Source organism: Ammoniphilus sp. YIM 78166 (assembly GCF_004522215.1).
Lineage (GTDB): Bacteria > Bacillota > Bacilli > Aneurinibacillales > RAOX-1 > YIM-78166.
Window position 1 is genome coordinate 398669 of record NZ_SDLR01000001.1, and the last position, 17882, is coordinate 416550.

The 17882-nt window shown below is 45.6% G+C and carries 18 protein-coding genes; 10 read left to right on the forward strand and 8 right to left on the reverse strand.

The window, feature by feature from the left end; all coding sequences use genetic code 11:
• Window positions 1–43 precede the first annotated feature (43 nt).
• The 3 genes from EIZ58_RS35040 (at window position 44) to EIZ58_RS01860 (ending at window position 3527) form a co-directional block, all read left to right on the forward strand.
• Entirely contained in the window at window positions 44–1690 is a 1647-nt protein-coding gene (locus tag EIZ58_RS35040; RefSeq protein WP_134698818.1) for a copper resistance CopC/CopD family protein, read from the forward strand.
• 98 nt (window positions 1691–1788) lie between these two features.
• The gene (locus EIZ58_RS01855; RefSeq protein ID WP_134698819.1) at window positions 1789–2076 is read left to right on the forward strand and encodes a hypothetical protein; all 288 of its coding nucleotides are present in this window, start codon (window positions 1789–1791) and stop codon (window positions 2074–2076) included.
• Window positions 2073–3527: a M1 family metallopeptidase gene (locus EIZ58_RS01860; protein WP_134698820.1), complete on the forward strand. Its 1455-nt coding sequence runs from the start codon at window positions 2073–2075 to the stop codon at window positions 3525–3527. The genes EIZ58_RS01855 and EIZ58_RS01860 overlap by 4 nt, the downstream gene beginning before the upstream one ends.
• Here the strand turns inward: EIZ58_RS01860 and EIZ58_RS01865 are convergent.
• The gene (locus EIZ58_RS01865; protein ID WP_134698821.1) at window positions 3509–3805 is read right to left on the reverse strand and encodes a hypothetical protein; all 297 of its coding nucleotides are present in this window, start codon (window positions 3803–3805) and stop codon (window positions 3509–3511) included. The two genes, EIZ58_RS01860 and EIZ58_RS01865, sit on opposite strands and share 19 nt — an antisense overlap.
• Window positions 3780–5156 carry a Na+/H+ antiporter NhaC family protein gene (locus EIZ58_RS01870; protein ID WP_167577439.1) on the reverse strand — a complete coding sequence of 459 codons (1377 nt, stop codon included), beginning with the start codon at window positions 5154–5156 and terminating at the stop codon, window positions 3780–3782. Before EIZ58_RS01870 ends, EIZ58_RS01865 begins: the two co-directional genes overlap by 26 nt.
• A gap of 149 nt (window positions 5157–5305) precedes the next feature.
• Here EIZ58_RS01870 and EIZ58_RS01875 point away from each other — a divergent pair, with 149 nt between their 5' ends.
• Entirely contained in the window at window positions 5306–5740 is a 435-nt protein-coding gene (locus EIZ58_RS01875) for a BrxA/BrxB family bacilliredoxin (RefSeq protein ID WP_134699597.1), read from the forward strand.
• Between the two features lie 129 nt (window positions 5741–5869).
• The gene (locus EIZ58_RS01880; RefSeq protein ID WP_134698823.1) at window positions 5870–9616 is read left to right on the forward strand and encodes a dynamin family protein; all 3747 of its coding nucleotides are present in this window, start codon (window positions 5870–5872) and stop codon (window positions 9614–9616) included.
• A 77-nt stretch (window positions 9617–9693) separates the two neighbouring features.
• Here EIZ58_RS01880 and splB read toward each other — a convergent pair whose 3' ends face one another.
• Entirely contained in the window at window positions 9694–10779 is a 1086-nt protein-coding gene (splB, locus tag EIZ58_RS01885; RefSeq protein WP_134698824.1) for a spore photoproduct lyase, read from the reverse strand.
• Between the two features lie 125 nt (window positions 10780–10904).
• On the opposite strand from splB, the gene mntR reads away from it, so the two are divergent.
• A complete protein-coding gene (mntR, locus tag EIZ58_RS01890) occupies window positions 10905–11351 on the forward strand; it encodes a transcriptional regulator MntR (protein ID WP_134698825.1) in 447 nt (148 codons plus the stop codon).
• Window positions 11352–11400: 49 nt separating this feature from the next.
• On the opposite strand, the gene EIZ58_RS01895 is transcribed toward mntR, so the two are convergent.
• Both EIZ58_RS01895 and EIZ58_RS01900 read right to left on the reverse strand, forming a co-directional pair.
• Window positions 11401–11745 (reverse strand): SA1362 family protein, encoded by a 345-nt coding sequence (locus EIZ58_RS01895; RefSeq protein ID WP_134698826.1) that lies wholly within the window; start codon window positions 11743–11745, stop codon window positions 11401–11403.
• A gap of 54 nt (window positions 11746–11799) precedes the next feature.
• Window positions 11800–12750 (reverse strand): DUF1385 domain-containing protein, encoded by a 951-nt coding sequence (locus tag EIZ58_RS01900; RefSeq protein WP_240688917.1) that lies wholly within the window; start codon window positions 12748–12750, stop codon window positions 11800–11802.
• 234 nt (window positions 12751–12984) lie between these two features.
• Here EIZ58_RS01900 and cccB point away from each other — a divergent pair, with 234 nt between their 5' ends.
• From cccB to efp, 4 genes are all read left to right on the forward strand, one after another.
• Window positions 12985–13362 (forward strand): cytochrome c551, encoded by a 378-nt coding sequence (gene cccB, locus EIZ58_RS01905; RefSeq protein WP_134698827.1) that lies wholly within the window; start codon window positions 12985–12987, stop codon window positions 13360–13362.
• A 101-nt stretch (window positions 13363–13463) separates the two neighbouring features.
• Window positions 13464–13940, forward strand: a complete 477-nt coding sequence (locus tag EIZ58_RS01910) for a YqhR family membrane protein (protein ID WP_134698828.1) — start codon at window positions 13464–13466, stop codon at window positions 13938–13940.
• A gap of 100 nt (window positions 13941–14040) precedes the next feature.
• Entirely contained in the window at window positions 14041–15108 is a 1068-nt protein-coding gene (locus EIZ58_RS01915; protein ID WP_134698829.1) for a M24 family metallopeptidase, read from the forward strand.
• 24 nt (window positions 15109–15132) lie between these two features.
• A complete protein-coding gene (efp, locus tag EIZ58_RS01920; RefSeq protein WP_134698830.1) occupies window positions 15133–15690 on the forward strand; it encodes an elongation factor P in 558 nt (185 codons plus the stop codon).
• Window positions 15691–15723: 33 nt separating this feature from the next.
• Here efp and EIZ58_RS01925 read toward each other — a convergent pair whose 3' ends face one another.
• From EIZ58_RS01925 to comA, 3 genes are all read right to left on the reverse strand, one after another.
• Window positions 15724–16185 carry a DUF441 domain-containing protein gene (locus EIZ58_RS01925; protein WP_134699599.1) on the reverse strand — a complete coding sequence of 154 codons (462 nt, stop codon included), beginning with the start codon at window positions 16183–16185 and terminating at the stop codon, window positions 15724–15726.
• A 71-nt stretch (window positions 16186–16256) separates the two neighbouring features.
• Window positions 16257–16985, reverse strand: coding sequence for a 2-phosphosulfolactate phosphatase (locus EIZ58_RS01930; protein ID WP_134698831.1), 729 nt, complete (start codon window positions 16983–16985; stop codon window positions 16257–16259).
• Window positions 16982–17791, reverse strand: a complete 810-nt coding sequence (comA, locus tag EIZ58_RS01935) for a phosphosulfolactate synthase (RefSeq protein ID WP_205672091.1) — start codon at window positions 17789–17791, stop codon at window positions 16982–16984. The genes EIZ58_RS01930 and comA overlap by 4 nt, the downstream gene beginning before the upstream one ends.
• Between the last annotated feature and the right edge of the window lie 91 nt (window positions 17792–17882).

Below are 17882 nucleotides of genomic sequence, written 5' to 3' on the forward strand. Positions count from 1 at the left end.
ATTAAGCTGGCGCTTTCCATTTACAAAAAGGTAGGTGTACCAAATGAAAAGAGTCTATATATATCTGCTCATTCTAGGCTTATGGGGTGCTTTCCTCGTTCCTCAAGAAGCCTTGGCTCATGCGTATCCATCGAAGTCCATACCGGCCCAGGAGTCCAAGCTGCAGCAATCTCCGCCAGAGATCCGTGTCCAATTTTCGGAGAAGATTGATACGAATCTCAGTCATATGACTTTAAGAGATGCTAAAGGCAACGTCATCCCTACTGAAAAATTAAGTGAAGATGGATTATGGCTCATTCTTAAGAATCCGCCGTTGGAGCCGGGTGTCTACACGGTTCATTGGCAGACCTTATCTCTTGATACGCATACGACAGAAGGAAGGTTTCGATTCTCCGTTGGCGGAGCCGAGCTGGAAACAAGTAAACCCTCAGCTACGCCAGTGTTAGGTGGCTCCCCACCCCCTGCTGACCCTGCTCCTATCGTTACTCCTGCACCAGCTGCTCCTGCTCCTACTGCGCCGCAAGCGGATTCGAAGCCAGCCCAAGTTCCTCCTTCGCCTCCTCCAGCACCAGCACAATCAAAACCTGTCGCTGAAAAAAAGGAGGAGCAAGTGAAGCCTTCTCCGGTGCAGGAAATTAAAACAGTAGAGGTTCCTCGGCAAGAGGTGCACACTACGGTTTCCGTTGAGGAGTCTGCTCCTGCTATAGACAACGCAGTAGAGGAGTTTCAATTAGCCGAAGAAACTGTAGTAGAAGAAACGAACTCTTTGCCTCCAGCGGAGGTCAGCACAGAACAGCCGCACGAACATCTGGTCGATACACATGTTCATTCCGAAGCGGAGCATGCTGGCATGAATACCCAACGTTTTCTCCGCATAATGGAACTGGTGATCGTAGTGTCTGTAGGAGGTTTCCTATTTTTTACTCGTTGGATCCTAAGAGCACAAAGTCATGCTACAAAGGGAGAACGAAATCTCCTTCTTGCAGGTGTTTTTCTCTTAGTAGCTGCTGGGGTTGGGGATGTGTGGAATCTCATCGTTCGACTGGGGCAGGGATGGGATTCCTTGCCAATCATCTTGACTTCTACCTGGCTAGGGATAGCCAGCTGGTTAAGGCCATTGCTCCTGTTTCTCCTTTTCTTCTTCTTAAAACGTCAGCTGGTAAGCTTTTTCTTGATTAGTGTTCTTAGCCTAACCTTTCCGTTAACAGGCCACGCAATAAGCGGACAGGGAGCAATTACTGCGGTACCTGCACACCTGATTCATATGATGGCTGTAATGGTTTGGTTTGGAGGATTGATTGGTTTGGCAGGGTATTCCTTCCTCCAGGATGGGACCAAGGAAAGTCTTCTTCAACTGCACCAGGGTATGGAGAGGTTTTCTCGCTATGCTGCAGGAATGATGGTGATTGTGACCATAAGTGGGATATTCCTCACCATCCTGCGGGTGGATTCCTTCCACATGCTTTTTACAAGTAATTATGGTATACAGCTACTCTGGAAACTAGCCTTTTTTCTACCGGTACTAGGAATTGCGGCGATTCATCGGTGGTATTTCTTTCCCAGGATTACTGCCTTATCAACCAATGCTCACCAAGGCTTGGTATGGGGATTAAGGCTTGAATTGATTTTGGCCATCCTTGTATTAATTTGTGCTGGATTGTTATCGACAACCTCCCCGCCTTTGGGTTAAATAGATTTGGAGCCAAGCAGACAGTAAAGCCAAATGCTTGGCTTCTTTTTATGCGAACGTTACAATGAAAGGAAGAAAATAAAATGTGGAGGATAACTATGATTTCACACGGATTTACCCAGTTTCAAGAATCCAAATTCAAACAATTGAAGGTGGACGACAAGGTTCAGATGGGCCAATGGCTTCATGTATACATTAGCTTTCAGGTGGATACACTGCCGGAAGGCTTAAGCGAGCCTAGTGCCCTCATCATTCTCAATCAGGAGAATGACGTTGTGCAGATGGTGGTACAGGATGAAGGATGCGATTCGGAATTTAAGTTTACGGAAGGGGAGCAGCAGCAGCTGACAGAGTTTCTTAGGGAACAAGGTATCGTGAAAGAATGATCGGACGAGCACGGATCCTTTCTATCGTTTTGCTTAGCCTCTTGATGGCCTGCAATTCTCATGAGCCAACAGAGGAAACGGTGCCTGCTGCTCTGATAGAGCAGGAGATGGCGGTATCCGTCCCTATGGAGCCGAAGCCACCCCACTACCAGCACAAACTTACCTATGAATCAACGAAAAATATACTAATAGGAGAGACCACGATCCAAGCGTGGAATCGTACATCTATTCCCACAGATGAACTGAATATCCAGCTTTTCCTCTCCGCTTTTGAACCCAGCCAGAAACAGCCGCCTGTTCTGCCGAAGTCCTTTTCGCGAGCTTATCCGCACGGCGTACAGTATGGAAGAATGGACATTCAAGAGGTGCAAGTAGATGGCTTCCCTGTCTCTTTCCATCGTGATGGAGCCATTCTTAAGGTTGAGCTCCAACAACCATGGTCCGCTAATACCCCAAGGGAGATTCAACTTCAATGGACGGGACAGCTCCCTGGGATCCATCATCGGTTGGGATCCGAAAAAGAAGCAGCGTGGTTCGGCAATGTGCTGCCGATTCTCTCCGTCTATGACGGGGAATGGCGGGTGAATCAATATGAGGCGGTGGGAGATCCCTTTTTTAGTGAGGCCGGAAGCTATGAGGTTGAGGTAACGGTGCCAGACTCTTATCATGTGGTGATGACTGGGGAAGAAGAAGCGTCCAACGAGCAGGGGAGTAGTAAAACGGTCTCCAAGGTGGATCGTGCAAGGGAGTTCGTATTTGCTATCACCCCGAATCATCAGCAAGAATCGATTCGTACCTCTTCAGGAAAAGACATTCATCTCTACCACCGCACGTTAAGTAAACAGACGGTTTCCAAGGTTCTCCAAGAAGCCAAGGGTATGCTGGATTATATGGAATCACGAGTTGGAACTTATCCGTATCAGCAGCTAGATATTTTCGAGAACGAGATGTTTATTACCGGAATGGAATATCCAGGTTTGGTGTTTGTTCGTTCCGATCGGCTTCAAGATCCGAAGGGGATTGAGACGGTCGTTCATGAAATCGCTCATCAGTGGTTTTATAACATCGTGGGCAATGACCCGTTAAACGAGCCTTGGCTAGATGAAGGGTTTGCTACGTATTTTGCAGATGAGTATCTCCAGGGTGCAAAGCTTCCTTCTTACTATGCAGAGGAAAAGCGATACCTCGATAGACACTTCCCGCAAACAAAGATTCAGCCTATTCACCATTATCCAGACTGGGCTTCCTACTGGCGAGGAAACTATAGAAAAAGCAGCTTGATGATCTTCGCCCTCCAACAAGAGTTAGGGGAAGAAGCATTCAGCCGCTTTTTAAAGGAGTATGTCCAAGAGTTTGAATATCAAATTGTAACCAAGGATGAGTTCGTTGCCTTTGTGAAGGGATATGCGGAAAAAGACATGGACTCGTTTTTTCAGGATTGGTTTAAGTAGTCAAACACGCCGTGGAGCTGGGTGGTGACATCGTGAAATTCATTACGCTCAGCCAACGAAGCCTCCGACTCTGATTCCTCTGCTTGGAAAAGGCCTAAGCAGTAGATTTTGTCCCCTTTTTTCTCAAAGCACCAATAGCTTAGCTCATCATGAGCGATAAGGTGGGTAGTGTTAAGGGGAGCCCAAGGCTCTCCTTGATAGGTGCAGATCTGATCCGGTAGAAGGGCTACCTGATCCAAATAATAAACCATCTCAAAGCCTTGCAATAGTCTTTTCATTTGCATTTCCTCCTTTCGACTGGGTTCTTTTCCATTGCAGATCATAGTAATAGGAAAGGGCAATCGTCAAAATAGGCATCAACCAAAGAAATGGGGCATAAGGCAAGTAGTCTGTAACAGGCACACCCATGATGGTCGCTGCGAGCATCGCCAGTATATTCCAGGGGATGAGAGCAGCAAACAGCAAACTGGTATCCGAAAGTACCCGCGAAAGCTGTGCACCGCTATACCGTACCCGCCATATGGGCAGCAAGTTTCTCCCGCTTATCATAATCGGGAGAGTCTGATTACAGCAAAGCATGTTCATCACCAGGCCAAAGAGGGAAGTGGTACAAGTGGCCTTTGTCAAATTAGTCTTGTTCCCCATCATTTGCTGTATGTAGGGTTCGATGACCCTGTGCTTCTCTAAAAGGCCATTAAATGCCCCGGTGCAAGCAATAAAGACGATCATACCCGTCATGTCCAACAAGCCTTTGCTGTGTAGGATGGACAAAGAAGACCCATCAAAGCCATGAAGTAAATAGCGCCACCATTCCGCTCCACCTACTCCTTGCCAATAATTCCCGATGATAAGGCTTGCTAGGATCGAAGCAACAAAAGCATACTTGGTCTTGATCCGTAGCAAGATCATGCCGATCAGAATAAGAGGTGGGAGCATTAGCAAGGGGTGGAAGAAAAACTGCTGTTCGAAGGAATAGTCCAGAACTTCCTTTCCCTCAACCTGGAGCTGACCCTGAAGGTCCCATGCATAAAAAAACAAGCAGGAAAGAACTATGCCTCCCAATGTGGTAGGCAGCATCGCCTTGCTTTGCTTTTGAATGTCGGTCTCGGTTGTCGCCGCCAGCAACTGATGAGCACTAGAAAGTGGGGACGAACGGTCTCCTACCATCGCTCCAGAAATTAGAGCTCCACCAACCATAGCTAAGGGCAGGTCGAGAATGGTAGCAGCCCCCATTAAGGGAAGTCCAATGGTGCTCAGAGTACCAATCGACGTGCCGAGCGCCATAGAGGTTAAAGTCGACAAAAGGAACGCACTGCACAAGAAGTAAGCGGGTTCAACAAGCGATAGCCCCCAATCAATCAAATAGGGGATGGTCCCGCTGGCCATCCAAGAGGGGATGAGCAGTCCGACTAAAGCCAAGATCCAAAGAACTTCCTTTGTTCGGTAGGCCCCTGAACGCGTTCCTTCCCATACGTCTGACCAAGCAGCTCCCATTCTCCGGCACAACAGGACGAGCACAGTTAGGCCTAATAAAAAACCGAGAGCAAGGGGAAGACCGAATAGGGACGACAATAGCATGCCACCGATCGTACAGAAAATAAGAAATATGAGGGTAAGCGGTTTAAGCATTTTCCCGAAAACTCCTAGGTGAATAAGTATATTCTCATTGTATAGCAACAAAAGGAAAAAAGGAACGCATCGAAACCTTTCAAAAACGATGGAAAATGGGTACAATAGAAACAAATACGTAAAGCAGGAGTGAAAATGATATGTCATTAATGTCTTTTGATGCCTATATGAATCAAATGAAGCAAATGGTTCAACCGATGAGAGATGAGCTTATCCATGCTGGTTTCACCGAGTTGACGACTGTGGAAGACGTTCAAAAATTCTTCGCGGAAACCAAGGGTACAGCCCTTATGGTGATCAATTCCGTATGTGGATGCGCTGCCGGGATTGCCAGACCCGCTGTAATTCACTCTTTAACAGGAGGAAAGAAGCCGGATCACTTAGTAACCGTGTTCGCGGGACAGGATAAGGAAGCTACAGCTGAAGCGCGCAAGCACATTGATTTCCCGCCATCTTCCCCATCCGTCGCTTTATTCAAGGATGGAAAATTAGTTCATTTCATTGAGCGTCATCAAATTGAAGGCTATGATGCGGGAACCATCGTCGCTAACCTTCAAGGTGCATTTGAACAGCATTGCGGGTAATCTCCCAGGAAAAGCCAGCCTTAGGTAAAGGCTGGCTTTTCAAGTTTTTGTAGAAGTTCTCTTCATAATTGCTTAAAATGTAAGAAAATGATCTTGAAAAAAACAATCTAGAGACATAGGTGATCCAAGATGAGTGTAGAGAGCTTGTTAGAACGGTTGGAGGATGGGCAAGTCCAATTAGGAAAAGGAACCCTTCAGCGTCGGCTGAAGGAACTGCAGGAGACCTTTCGTGCAAAGGGAGACCATCTCAATGCAGAAAAAATGAGTCAGCTTGAGGACAAATGGAAGACCGGTGAATTTGTACTGGCTTTCTGCGGACACTTTTCCGCAGGAAAATCCACGATGATCAATACCTTGATGGGGAAGGAAATCCTTCCATCTAGCCCCATTCCTACGAGTGCCAATGTAGTAAAGGTCAAGTCCGGGGAATCCAAGGCAGTCGCCACGTTTAAAAATAAGCCGCCGGTGACTTTTGATTACATCCAAGAGCTTGATAAGCTTAAAGAGTTTTGTAAAGATGGCGATGAAGTCATTAGTGTAGAAATCCAGCATCCGAATGATTTTCTCATCAATGGCGCTACTCTGTTAGATACCCCTGGTATCGATTCAACGGACGCTGCTCACAAGGTAGCCACAGAGTCTGCGATGCACTTAGCAGACGTCGTCGTGTATATGATGGATTACAATCACGTCCAATCGGAAATCAATTTCCAGTTTACGAAAACCCTGAAGGAAAAGGGTAAAACGTTATTCCTGGTCATTAATCAGATTGATAAGCATTTTGACTTGGAACTTGATTTTTCTTCGTTCCGCCAAAGTGTTTCCGATGCCTTTGCCCAGTGGGGTGTTGAACCGGATGCGACCTTCTATACCACGCTAAAGGTTCCTGATCATCCCGAGAACCAAATCGAAGAGATGCACGACCGTCTTTACTCTTTATTTGCGAATAAGGATCAAGTCCTGCAGGAAAGTGTGCTGCGGTCCGCTTTAGATCTTGTCAATGATCATGATGAGTTTATCCTAGGTCAAAGTCGTTCGGAAAAAGCACATCATGAGGCCGTGATTGGTTCAGCGAACAGCAAAGAAGTAGAGATGGCCTATGCTTCCTTGACTCAGAAAATCAGGGATGCAGCTCAAGCTCCTGTGAAGCTTCGAAACGATCTCCAAAAAGAATTGCAAGCTCTCCTGGATAATGCGAACATTACGCCTTATTCCATGCGTGATCTAGCCAACAAATACCTAGAGAGCTGTCAGCCAGGGTTTAAAGTAGGCTTCTTGTTTACAGCGGGTAAAACCCAGCAGGAGAAAGAGGCGCGTTTAGCCGCCTTCCAGCAAGAAGTAGAGGAGCAGGTGAAAGCCAATCTTCAGTGGCATTTTAAAGATATTTTTCTCCGTCTTCCTAAAGAAGCCAAGCTCAAGGTCGAAGAGGATTTTCAGCAACGCGTAGAGCACGCTGAGGTTCCGATCACGGGAGATCTATTAGCTTCCAAGATCAAAGAAGGAGCAAGACTGACAGGGGATGCAGTTTTGAACTACTGCCGAGATCTTGCGGATGAGGTCAAGGCGAGATATCGACGAATAGGCATCGAATTCATTGATGAGCTTGTCGACCTTTACACGAAAGAGACTAGGGAGCTGGAACATCAGCTAAGAGTAGAGGGCGAAGCGGTTCTAAAAGTCAAAGAATCCATGGAAGCCTTACGTAAGCTAACGAATGAGGAAGAAGCGTATATCTATCAGCTTAAAGAAGACTTGCTTTTAGATGATGTGAACGAGGGTAAGCCAGCAGAACAATCGATAGGCGCAGCTGTTGCCCCTGTCCGGCGCTCATGGAAGGAAAGCCAAGCTCCAACCCTGGTGAAAAAAGAAAAAGTCGAATCGCTTGTTTTGGAGGAAGAAAAGAAAACCGAATTATCCCCTTTTAAAGAAGACTATAAATCTAAACTGGTTTCTACGGCAGAAGCTTTGCGTACGGCTGCAGGAATTGTAGAAAGCTTAAAAGGTCAGGCGTTAGCAGCCAAACAGATGAGAGTGCGAGCAGACCGCCTCGAGCAAAACTTATTTACTGTGGCGCTATTCGGTGCCTTCAGTGCAGGAAAGTCTTCTTTCGCGAATGCGATGATGGGTGACATGATCCTACCTGTGTCCCCGAATCCAACGACAGCGACCATCAATAAGATCTTACCGCCAACGGCTCAGTTCCCTCACGGCACCGTAAGAGTGAAGACCAAGAGCGAGGCAGATATGACGAAGGATGTTTTGCAGTCCCTCGCGATCTTCCGAATTGAGGCCCAGTCTATCCAAGAGGCCATTACGAAGGTGGACCGAATTGATATCGATGAGATTTTGCCTTCAGCTAAGCCTCATTACTCCTTCCTGGTTGCCGTGAAAAAAGGTCTTGCTGAGATGTCGGCGCATTACGATCAAGAGCTGTTAGTTGGCATGGAGGAGTTTAAGGAACTGGTAGCCAGGGAAGATAAAGCTTGCTTCGTCGAGTGGATCGAGCTCTACTATTCCTGTCCGCTCACCGATCAGGGTATTTCCTTGGTTGATACGCCAGGAGCAGACTCAATTAATGCCCGTCATACAGGTGTTGCCTTTGATTACATTAAAAACGCCGATGCGGTGCTGTTTGTCACGTACTACAACCATGCCTTCTCTCATGCGGATCGCGAGTTCTTGCAACAGCTTGGTCGCGTGAAGGATACCTTTGAAATGGATAAAATGTTTTTCTTGGTCAATGCGGCTGACTTAGCGAAGTCCAAGGATGAATTGCTTGGAGTTGTCGGTCATGTAAGAGATAATCTCTTAACCTGCGGGATCCGTAACCCACGTCTTTATCCGGTATCCAGTCAGACGGCACTATTAGCGAGAATGTTGGCAGCTGGAAAGCTAAACGAATCAGCTAAACGCGTCTATCAGGAGCGTACTGGTTCTACGGACCAGCTGATGACTCCGGAAGCGGCCTTATCCTATTCAGGCTTCCAAACCTTTGAACAGGAATTTATTCGCTTTACCATTGAAGAATTAACGGATGTCGCTGTTCAGGCTGCGCGCAACGAAATGAAACGTTCAAGTACGGCGCTCCATTCCTTTATCGAGGCAGCTAAGGAAGGAGAAGAGGTCAAGCAGCAAAAGAGAGCTCATTTCCTGCAACGGAAGCAGGAAGACACCGAGCGCATTACGGGTGTTGCGTATACCCGGGAAAGCGCAGCAGTGGAAAAGGAAGTGGATGAACTTCTGTATTACGTAAAGCAGAGATTGTTCTATAAGGTAAACGAGTGGTTTACGCTGTCCTTTAACCCTGCGGTGCTTAAGGAAGAAAAAGGAAGAGATATGAAGACGACGTTGCAGCAATGCTTTGATGAGATGATCCGCAACATTGTTTTCTCCCTGAGCCAGGAGTTAAGAGCAACTTCTCTACGTATGGAGAAAACATGCAACACGATAACCGCCCAGCTCGTAACCGAGCTTATGGAGCATTTGGCAGCTGACTTCGAGCTGCCGTATCAAGCCTATAAGTTAGAAGTACCGGAATTCCCTGAGAATCTCGCCTATGAGCCTTCTTCGGTAAAACGAATCCTAGGCCAGTTCAAGTCTACCAAGCAGTTCTTCGAGCAAGGGGGACGTGACCAAATGCGCGATAGCTTCGAGCAATGGTTGGGAGAACCTGTATCAGCTTACCTGCAAGGGGCTTTGACTCAGTTGAAGGAATTCTATCGTGGTGAGTTTGAAGGGCACGTGGAAGAAAAGAGACAACAGCTATTAGAGCAGATGGAAGAGTATTACGCGGGTGTGATTAGTGCATTAGAAGATAAGGTGGATATTAATCACTTGGAGTCGATGCTAGAAGAGCTTGAGGCATTGCAAGCGTAATGAAGAGAGGCTGATCCCTATTTTGGGAACAGCCTCTTTTGTTACCGGCTGAAATGGTACTCATACCGGCGACATTTCTAAGTAAAGTAATCAATCTGGGCCTGCGGGAAGTAGGCATGGACCAGGCTTTCTAGATGCTGTTGGAGCTCTGCTGCTTCGTCTTTCTTGTAGACATACTTGCCACGACCATATTTTCCCCATTTGTATTGGCGCTTCGTTTCATCCATCTCCAGCTTGGTTTTAGGATAACGGCCCAAGATGAGATTCTTGGCTACCTTAGTAAAACGATGCTGGATCAACTCAAAGGTTAGATCCTTGGTCGCTGAGGCAGGAAGTGCACGAGACAGCCTCTCAAATAAGTCTTGATACCCCTCTTTCCATCCATCAAAACGGTATAAAGGTGCAGCGATAAACCCTAAAGGATAACCAGCTTCAGCCACTTTTTTGGCTGCTTCTATCCGGTCTAAGAAAGAGGAGGTTGCCGGCTCAAAATTTCGGATCACATAGTCCGCATTAATACTGAAGCGAAAACGAGTGTGACCATTGTGCTTCGCATCCAGCAACGAGTCTACATTCGCAAACTTGGTAACAAAGCGGAGACGGCCCAGTTCCTGTTGGCCAAAAAACTCAATGGTCTTTTTAAGCGATCCTGTAATATGCTCAATCCCTACTGGGTCTGACGTACACGCGGCTTCGAAGCGGGTAATTTCTGGAGCACGCTCTCGCATGTATTTTTCCGCTTGGCCGTAAATCTCCTCGAGGTTCACATAGACACGAATATAGGGTTTGGTTCCTACATTCGTATTCAGGTAGCAGTAATGACAATGAGCCATACAGCCAGTTGCCAGAGGAATGGCATATTCAGCAGAGGGCTTAGACGGTTCAAATTTTAAAGAACGTTTCACTCCCACGACGAGGGTACGCTTGGCATTGCGATACCATTCGGGGGATCCTGACTCCCCTTGAATGCCGCGGACTTGATTGTGAGAGGTGGTCATTTGAATCGGGATATTGGTTGCTTTATACTTAGCCATCAATTCTTTGCCTAGCGGGTAGTCCAGAGCTTGTGGCTCGAAAAATACAACATCCGGGATAAAGGGCTTATTGACGTGCTGTGGTTTAGAACCCTCTTTCTCTTTTCTTTCAAGGACGAGAGTAGACAAGTTTGATCACCTCATCGTTTATTATTTCATTAAAGAGTCGAAATTCACTTGATTCAAGGTGCCAACATAAGGTAATATTAGTCTTGCTGAATAGGGACAAAAATGGTGGTTTTGGGGGGATTTGCATGCCAACTCCAAGCATGGAAGATTATTTGGAGAAAATTTATACACTCATCGAAGAAAAAGGATATGCCAGAGTATCTGATATTGCTGAAGTTCTTTCGGTACACCCCTCTTCTGTCACTAAAATGGTCCAAAAGCTTGATCAAAATAAATACCTAGTTTATGAGAAATACCGTGGGCTGGTTCTTACCGCTAAGGGTAAAAAAGCGGGCAAGCGCCTAGTCGATCGTCACGCGTTGTTAGAGGATTTTCTCCAGATTATCGGAGTTCCAGAAGAACAAATTTATCATGATGTTGAGGGGATTGAACATCATTTAAGTTGGGATGCCATAACGTGCATCGAATATTTAGTACAATATTTTAACGAGGATCCTTCAAGACTTCAAGATTTACACCAGCTTAAGGCGTTGGACGAACAGGTGGATCCTGATAAGAGTAAAAAGGATTAAAAAAAAGACCTACCAGATCATGTCTGATAGGTCTCTTTCTTTTTCCTTTTCAATGAAAATTGCTTCGATTTTGGTTTTCCTTGCTAGACTTGCCTTTTTTATTTCCTTCGATAACCTTAAAGGGAACGTCACGGGTAGGTTTCTTCAGCCGTGTTAGCTTCTGCATTTCATTAGAAGTCATTTTTCCCTTTTTCTTTTGGCTCTTCAGGGCTTTTTGGTAACCTTTATCCGTTGGTCGTTTCGGTTTCATGAAGCGCGTAAGGAGATAAATGATACCTACCGTAAAGGCAATGCTGATAAAGAGCGTTGTAGGGTTGGTTTGAAGAATTTTCACTAGCCCGATCGCAGCTAGTGAAAACAGTACGATGAAAAATAATTTGGTGTTGTTGGTCAAAGTGCCTCACCTCATCTTCACTTATGGGAATCATGTATATCCCAAGCTTTATCATCAACCCGTAGTTGCTATACGTTGCTGGAGCTCTTTTCCTTGATCTAGTTCTACCATTTTGTTGAAGGATGCGATAGCTACCTCTACTTGCTTATCTTCAGGCTCCTTAGTCGTAAGCTTCTGCAGCCAGAGACCTGGGTATCCTAGCCAACGCAAGAGGGGTACGTCCCTCAGTTTATTGGAGAATTGTAGTACCTCGTATGATACGCCAATGACGACGGGAAGAAGGAGGATACGCTGATAGATTCTTTCCCATAATGTGTCATATTGAAAGAATGAATAAATAACCACGCCTACGAGAACCGTGAAGATAATAAAACTGCTTCCACAACGATAATGGAGGGTAGAGGACTTCTGCACATTCTCTACCGTTAATTCGACACCGGCTTCATAGGTATTAATTACTTTATGTTCAGCACCATGATATTGAAACAGTCTTTTTATCAGTGGAGTCTGTGAAATGGCAAATAAATAAGCTAGTAAAAGAAGAATCTTAATTGCGCCTTCGATCAGGTTCTGAAGAATATTGTTGGTTACCCATCGAGTAAACAAGACATCTGCCAATACAGCTGGAGCAATAGTGAAGATGAGCTTACCAAAAATAAACGAAAGTACACCAACCACAGCGACGCCTAGAACCATGGTTAGATTCCAGGAAGAGTCTTTTTCTTCTTCTTTCATTTCCTCTCCAGGGTCAACATCATAGCGTTCCGTAGAGAAATTGAGATGCTTAGAGCCATTGGCGCTGGCTTCAATCAAACCGACGATGCCTCGGATAAAAGGAATTTTCTTTAGCTTGTTCAGTGTTGGATTGGATTTTCGTTCCTCTTCGAGGTATTCGATGGAGTCGTCCTTCCTGCGGATGGCGGTAACGATGACCTTGCGCCCACCAAACATGACGCCCTCAACAACGGCTTGCCCTCCGTATGCATTCGGTTTTTGCTGTGACAAGGGGGTATCTTCCTTTCCTACCTGCTTCCCTAATAAGGAAGGGAAATAGTGTATTTCCTCTTATTTTACATCATTTTGGGCTTGTATTGCCAGTGGATTATACCCGATTATTTGTAAATTTTTGTGAAATCCAATGAGGTGAAGGATAAATGTGAACAATTAGCAACATTTACCGATTGCTCTTGTATAAAGGAGGATAAGATAAGTAATATGAGAGTTGGAGGGGGTGAAAGAATGAAACGTTTATTCTCTATGGTATTAAGCCTATCATTAATCGGTGCTCTAGCTGCTTGTGGAGGTGGTCAACAGGCAGAACCTGCGCCGGCACCTGCAGAACAACCGGCAGCAGAGCAACCGGCAGCCGAACAGCCAGCTGCAGGAGGAACTGTAGATGCGACGGCAGCGGAAGCGAAATATAACCAATCATGTGCGGCCTGTCATGGCAATGATTTATCCGGTGGAATGGGGCCTGCGCTAAGCAAGGTCGGATCTAAGCTGTCTCAGGATGAAATCTTAGGGGTTATTACAAACGGTAAAGGCAGCATGCCTCCTAAATTATTGCAAGGTGCGGACGCTGAACTTGTGGCAGCATGGTTGGCAGAGCATAAATAAAAGCGTTCAAACCAGAATGGTTTCTCCATTCTGGTTTTTTGTTTTTTCTACGGAACAGGGGGGCATACTAGGCTTGAATAATTGACGGAGGTTTTTTTTTCATGACAGAAGACAAGAAGAATGTGAAGGAACGGAAGCTTAAATCTGCTCTTATGATCGGAGCGGTTGGAGGGGCATTTTGGACTTTGGTTGGTTATGCGGCCTATTTTATGAATTTTTCTAAATTGGGACCATCGTTGTTCGCTAAGCCCTTCATTTCACAAGAGTCGTTGGACCAGCCCTTTGCTCATTTTATGGGCATTGGCGTCGCTATCGTATTTTCCATCCTTGTGTCCCTGGCTTATGTATTCACCCTAGCCCATTTCTACAGTCCGCTTATCGGAGTGGCCTTGGGTGGTGGGGTCTTTCTGTTATTTTTTTATGGCCTTAGCCCTTTGCTGGGTTTAACCAAACAACCCATTCATCTGATTGGTATGAATACCTTCGCTACGGAGCTCTGTTTATTTATCCTTTGGGGTTTGTTTATTGGGTTTTCACTTTCAACAGAGTTTTCTAGCAGGGATAACGCTGTAAGATAGTATTCAAAAAGATGGGCTTATGATAAAATGGGCAAGGTAATTCCCTCTTTCTCCAATAAATAGGAGATGGATGACCAGTGGAAGGGGAGGTCAGCAAAGGATGAAGGAACGATTAATAGAGCTGCGAAGACGTATGGAAGAGAATGAATTGGATAGCTTGATTATCACGAGTCCTTACAATCGTCGTTATATGAGCGGATTTACGGGAAGCGCAGGATACCTTCTGATCACGAATGAGCATGCCTTGCTTATTACAGATTTTCGTTATATTGATCAAGCAAACGAACAAGCTCCAGATTGGAGCGTAATCCGACATGTTGCATCCATAGTAGATGAAGTAGGAACTCAGCTAGCCAAGCTAGGAGCAAAGAAAGTGGGATTTGAGAAGCAGTTCGTGTCCTTTTCCTTGTATGAAAGTTTAAAGGCCAGCCATGATCAAGCGGAATGGATAGGCATCCAAGGCATGGTGGAAGAATTCAGAATGGTGAAGACTGCTGATGAGATTGCCATTATTAAAGAAGCTTGTGAGATTGCAGATCGTACATTTCAACATATTTTAGGCTTTATCCGACCTGGTGTTTCGGAGCTAGAGGTTTCACTTGTGCTGGAATTCCACATGCGCAAATTAGGGGCCAAGTCTTCTTCCTTCGACATCATTGTGGCATCAGGGGAAAGAGGAGCACTCCCTCATGGTGTAGCCAGCGACAAGATTATACAGCAAGGAGAGCTTGTTACCTTAGATTTTGGGGCTTATTATAAGGGTTACGTATCAGATCTTACACGTACAGTGGCGGTAGGAGAGCCTAGTGATCAGCTTCGGAAGATCTATGACACGGTTCTTCAGGCGCAGTTAGCAGGGGTAAATGGGATTAAAGCAGGCATGACAGGAAAAGAAGCCGATGCCCTTACCAGAAGCGTGATTTCCGGAGCGGGATTTGGGGAATATTTTGGACATAGCACTGGTCATGGAATAGGACTTGAAGTGCATGAGGGTCCTGGGTTATCATCTAAAAGTGATGTGGTACTAAAACCTGGTATGGTGGTGACCGTCGAGCCCGGTATTTATGTTTCCCAGCTTGGGGGAGTCCGAATTGAAGATGATATCATCATTACGGAAAATGGTTGCGAAATCATCACCCACTCAACCAAAGAGCTCGTCATATTATAGGAATATTGTTCAGGAGGAAACAACATGATTTCAGTAAATGATTTTCGTACCGGCCTTACCATTGAGGTAGACGGTGACATTCTGCAAGTAATTGAATTCCAGCATGTGAAGCCAGGAAAGGGTGCGGCCTTTGTTCGTGCGAAGCTAAGAAATCTTCGTAACGGAGGAATTAAAGAAACGACGTTCCGTGGCGGTGAGAAGGTTGCTCGTGCGCGTATTGAAACAGCCGAAATGCAATATCTATATGCCAGCGGAGATGAGCATGTGTTCATGAATACATCTACGTACGACCAAGTAAACATTCCAGGTACTCGCCTAGAAAGAGAACTAAAGTTCCTTCTAGAAAACATGATGGTATCCATCATGCAGTATGAAGGTGAGATCCTAGGTATTCAGCTGCCAAATACAGTAGAGTTGACCGTAAAAGAAACCGAGCCAGGCATCAAGGGCGATACGGCTTCTGGCGGAAGTAAGCCGGCTGTATTGGAAACAGGACTCGTTGTTCAAGTTCCATTCTTCATTAACGAAGGCGACAAGCTTTCTATCGATACAAGAAGCGGAGATTATTTATCCCGTGCATAAAAAAGAAGCCCAAGTGGCTTCTTTTTTTGTGTGCTACCATTTAAAGAATAACTCAGCAAGTTTGACAAACAAGGCTGTAATCCCAGCTGCCATCAAAGGACCCACAGGTATTCCCTTCAAAAAGATAATACCGAAGATAGAGCCGATAACTAATCCGACGATCATCTGGGGTTCCATACGGAGAAGATCCAGGCCTTTTCCGTTCATATACGTGGCAATAGCTCCTCCAGCAAGAGCCATAATCCCATAAGGTGTAGTGAAAAGTGGCGTGACATCTTTCCAGCTGATTTTTTCATTAGCGAAAGGAACTAAGACGGCCATGGTTAAAAAGAGCAATCCTAGTTCTAGCCCTCTTCGTTCAACTGCAGGAAAAAACCGCTCGAGTGAGGTCAATTTTAATATAAGCAGGAGACTTGCTGCTGTGGCAATAATGTTAGAACGGCCTATTAAACCGATAATAATCAATATAACTAACAGCAGTTCCCCATTGATCATTGTCATCGACATTACCCCTGTCCCAAAGTCTCTGTAGAATGTATGAAGGGACAAGGGAGTTTATTCTTCGTTTATGCATGCTCTTGAATAGGGGAGTGGATAATCAGAGATTCTTCCTTTAAGATCGGGACAAAAGAGTATAAATCTTTTTGGGCAGCATACTCAATATCCGCCAGATTTCCCGCACTTAATAACCTTTTTCCTGTTGCTGTTTCTTGAAGTGTTTTGGTCAAATGATCCTTGTGAAACTCATAAGCAGCGAACATGGCCTGCCCCAAGTCATTTGTGCAAACCTCCGGGTGCTGAGATAAGATCAGCGACAGGATATAGCCTGCTGCCAAGCCGTCCTCTAAGGCGAATTTTTGTCTGGAGCCAGCGCAGAGAAGAGTCAAGTCTCTGCGAAATCGAAGGGCGAGGTCAGCACATGATTTTCCGTTTAAGAAGGAACCAATCAATATCGCTTCAGCTTTTAGCGATTTTTGAATGGCACGTGTCCCATTCGTTGTGGTAAGTACCAGGCAATTCCCCTTTAGTGGTGCGGAACACATTTCGGTTGGGGAGTTGGAAAACGGAAATCCTCCTATTTTTTTCCCATAACGCTCACCGGCTAGCAGGTATTGCTCTCCTAGAAAATGTCTGGCTTGACCAATGGTTTCAACAGGAATGACCTCCGCCACCCCTTGAGCAAGTGCAGTAACAATCGTACTTGACGCTCGCAGCACGTCAATAACAATCACCGTGCGGTTTTTAACTTCTTCTTGCTTGAGTTCATCAACCTGGGATACAACTTCGACCTTCACTGTTTACCCTCCTTGTTACCCCAAAAAAAGGTGTCAGAACGTAAGCCTCTGCGCAAGGATTCAACAGAATAAATGTCATCAGGCTGGATGTTTCCCAGATTGACATTAGGTCCAAACCATTTCATGAGCTCGACTTGCTGGTCTTTTTTAGGAGCCTCCCAGATTACTTGCTTGATGTATGGCTCGATTTGTTCCATTAGTAACGAATATTCATCCTGGATATTCCCTTTTTCATCGTAGATCCCTACATTTTCACCAGACTCTCGGCCTTCGACGATAACATAGCTCGAGCCTGCCTTTAAATCGGAGAGCAGGGTTTGGATGAGGGCCTCAGGATCAATGGTGGATCCAGCCGCCTTTTTTCCGCATTCTGTAATCACGGAAAGCCCAATCGAGCGTGCTTGCAAGATCGATTCCAGCCGTTGATCTGGTGGCAGATTTACCGTTCCATCGGAGATCTCCACTTTGTTGAAGCCTAGACCCTTCATAGTAAAGAGATAGTCCTTCACTTTATTTTGGTGAAAAGCCACCTCAAAAAAGGTTCCGCCTGGATACACACTCACACTATGCTGATCAGCAATACGCAGCTTTTCTTGTAAGATACTTGATGGATAGAGAACAGTCGTACCAAAGCCAAGCTTGATAAAATCGATATATTCCCCCGCTGTATCCAATAAGTCTTGAAATTGTCGCACACCTAATCCTTTATCAATAATCATAGTAATTCCTTGATCAGAGGCGCGTTGGTTTCTTACCCCTAATGGATCTTGCAGGGCTAATTCTTCGAGTGAACAGAATTCTTCCAACATAGTATCTCCTCACTTATTCTTATCGTCCCGACTGCATTCAATATATGCGCTCATGCCTAGTGAAGGAACTTGTCTTAGACTTGAACCT

What these genes read in the sequence shown, in the direction of transcription:
- EIZ58_RS35040 (WP_134698818.1), top strand. Translation starts at nt 44, where the DNA reads ATGAAAAGAGTCTATATATATCTGCTCATTCTAGGCTTATGGGGTGCT.
- EIZ58_RS01855 (WP_134698819.1), top strand. Translation starts at nt 1,789, where the DNA reads ATGATTTCACACGGATTTACCCAGTTTCAAGAATCCAAATTCAAACAA.
- EIZ58_RS01860 (WP_134698820.1), top strand. Translation starts at nt 2,073, where the DNA reads ATGATCGGACGAGCACGGATCCTTTCTATCGTTTTGCTTAGCCTCTTG.
- EIZ58_RS01865 (WP_134698821.1), bottom strand. Translation starts at nt 3,805, where the DNA reads ATGAAAAGACTATTGCAAGGCTTTGAGATGGTTTATTATTTGGATCAG.
- EIZ58_RS01870 (WP_167577439.1), bottom strand. Translation starts at nt 5,156, where the DNA reads ATGCTTAAACCGCTTACCCTCATATTTCTTATTTTCTGTACGATCGGT.
- EIZ58_RS01875 (WP_134699597.1), top strand. Translation starts at nt 5,306, where the DNA reads ATGTCTTTTGATGCCTATATGAATCAAATGAAGCAAATGGTTCAACCG.
- EIZ58_RS01880 (WP_134698823.1), top strand. Translation starts at nt 5,870, where the DNA reads ATGAGTGTAGAGAGCTTGTTAGAACGGTTGGAGGATGGGCAAGTCCAA.
- mntR (WP_134698825.1), top strand. Translation starts at nt 10,905, where the DNA reads ATGCCAACTCCAAGCATGGAAGATTATTTGGAGAAAATTTATACACTC.
- cccB (WP_134698827.1), top strand. Translation starts at nt 12,985, where the DNA reads ATGAAACGTTTATTCTCTATGGTATTAAGCCTATCATTAATCGGTGCT.
- EIZ58_RS01910 (WP_134698828.1), top strand. Translation starts at nt 13,464, where the DNA reads ATGACAGAAGACAAGAAGAATGTGAAGGAACGGAAGCTTAAATCTGCT.
- EIZ58_RS01915 (WP_134698829.1), top strand. Translation starts at nt 14,041, where the DNA reads ATGAAGGAACGATTAATAGAGCTGCGAAGACGTATGGAAGAGAATGAA.
- efp (WP_134698830.1), top strand. Translation starts at nt 15,133, where the DNA reads ATGATTTCAGTAAATGATTTTCGTACCGGCCTTACCATTGAGGTAGAC.
- EIZ58_RS01925 (WP_134699599.1), bottom strand. Translation starts at nt 16,185, where the DNA reads ATGATCAATGGGGAACTGCTGTTAGTTATATTGATTATTATCGGTTTA.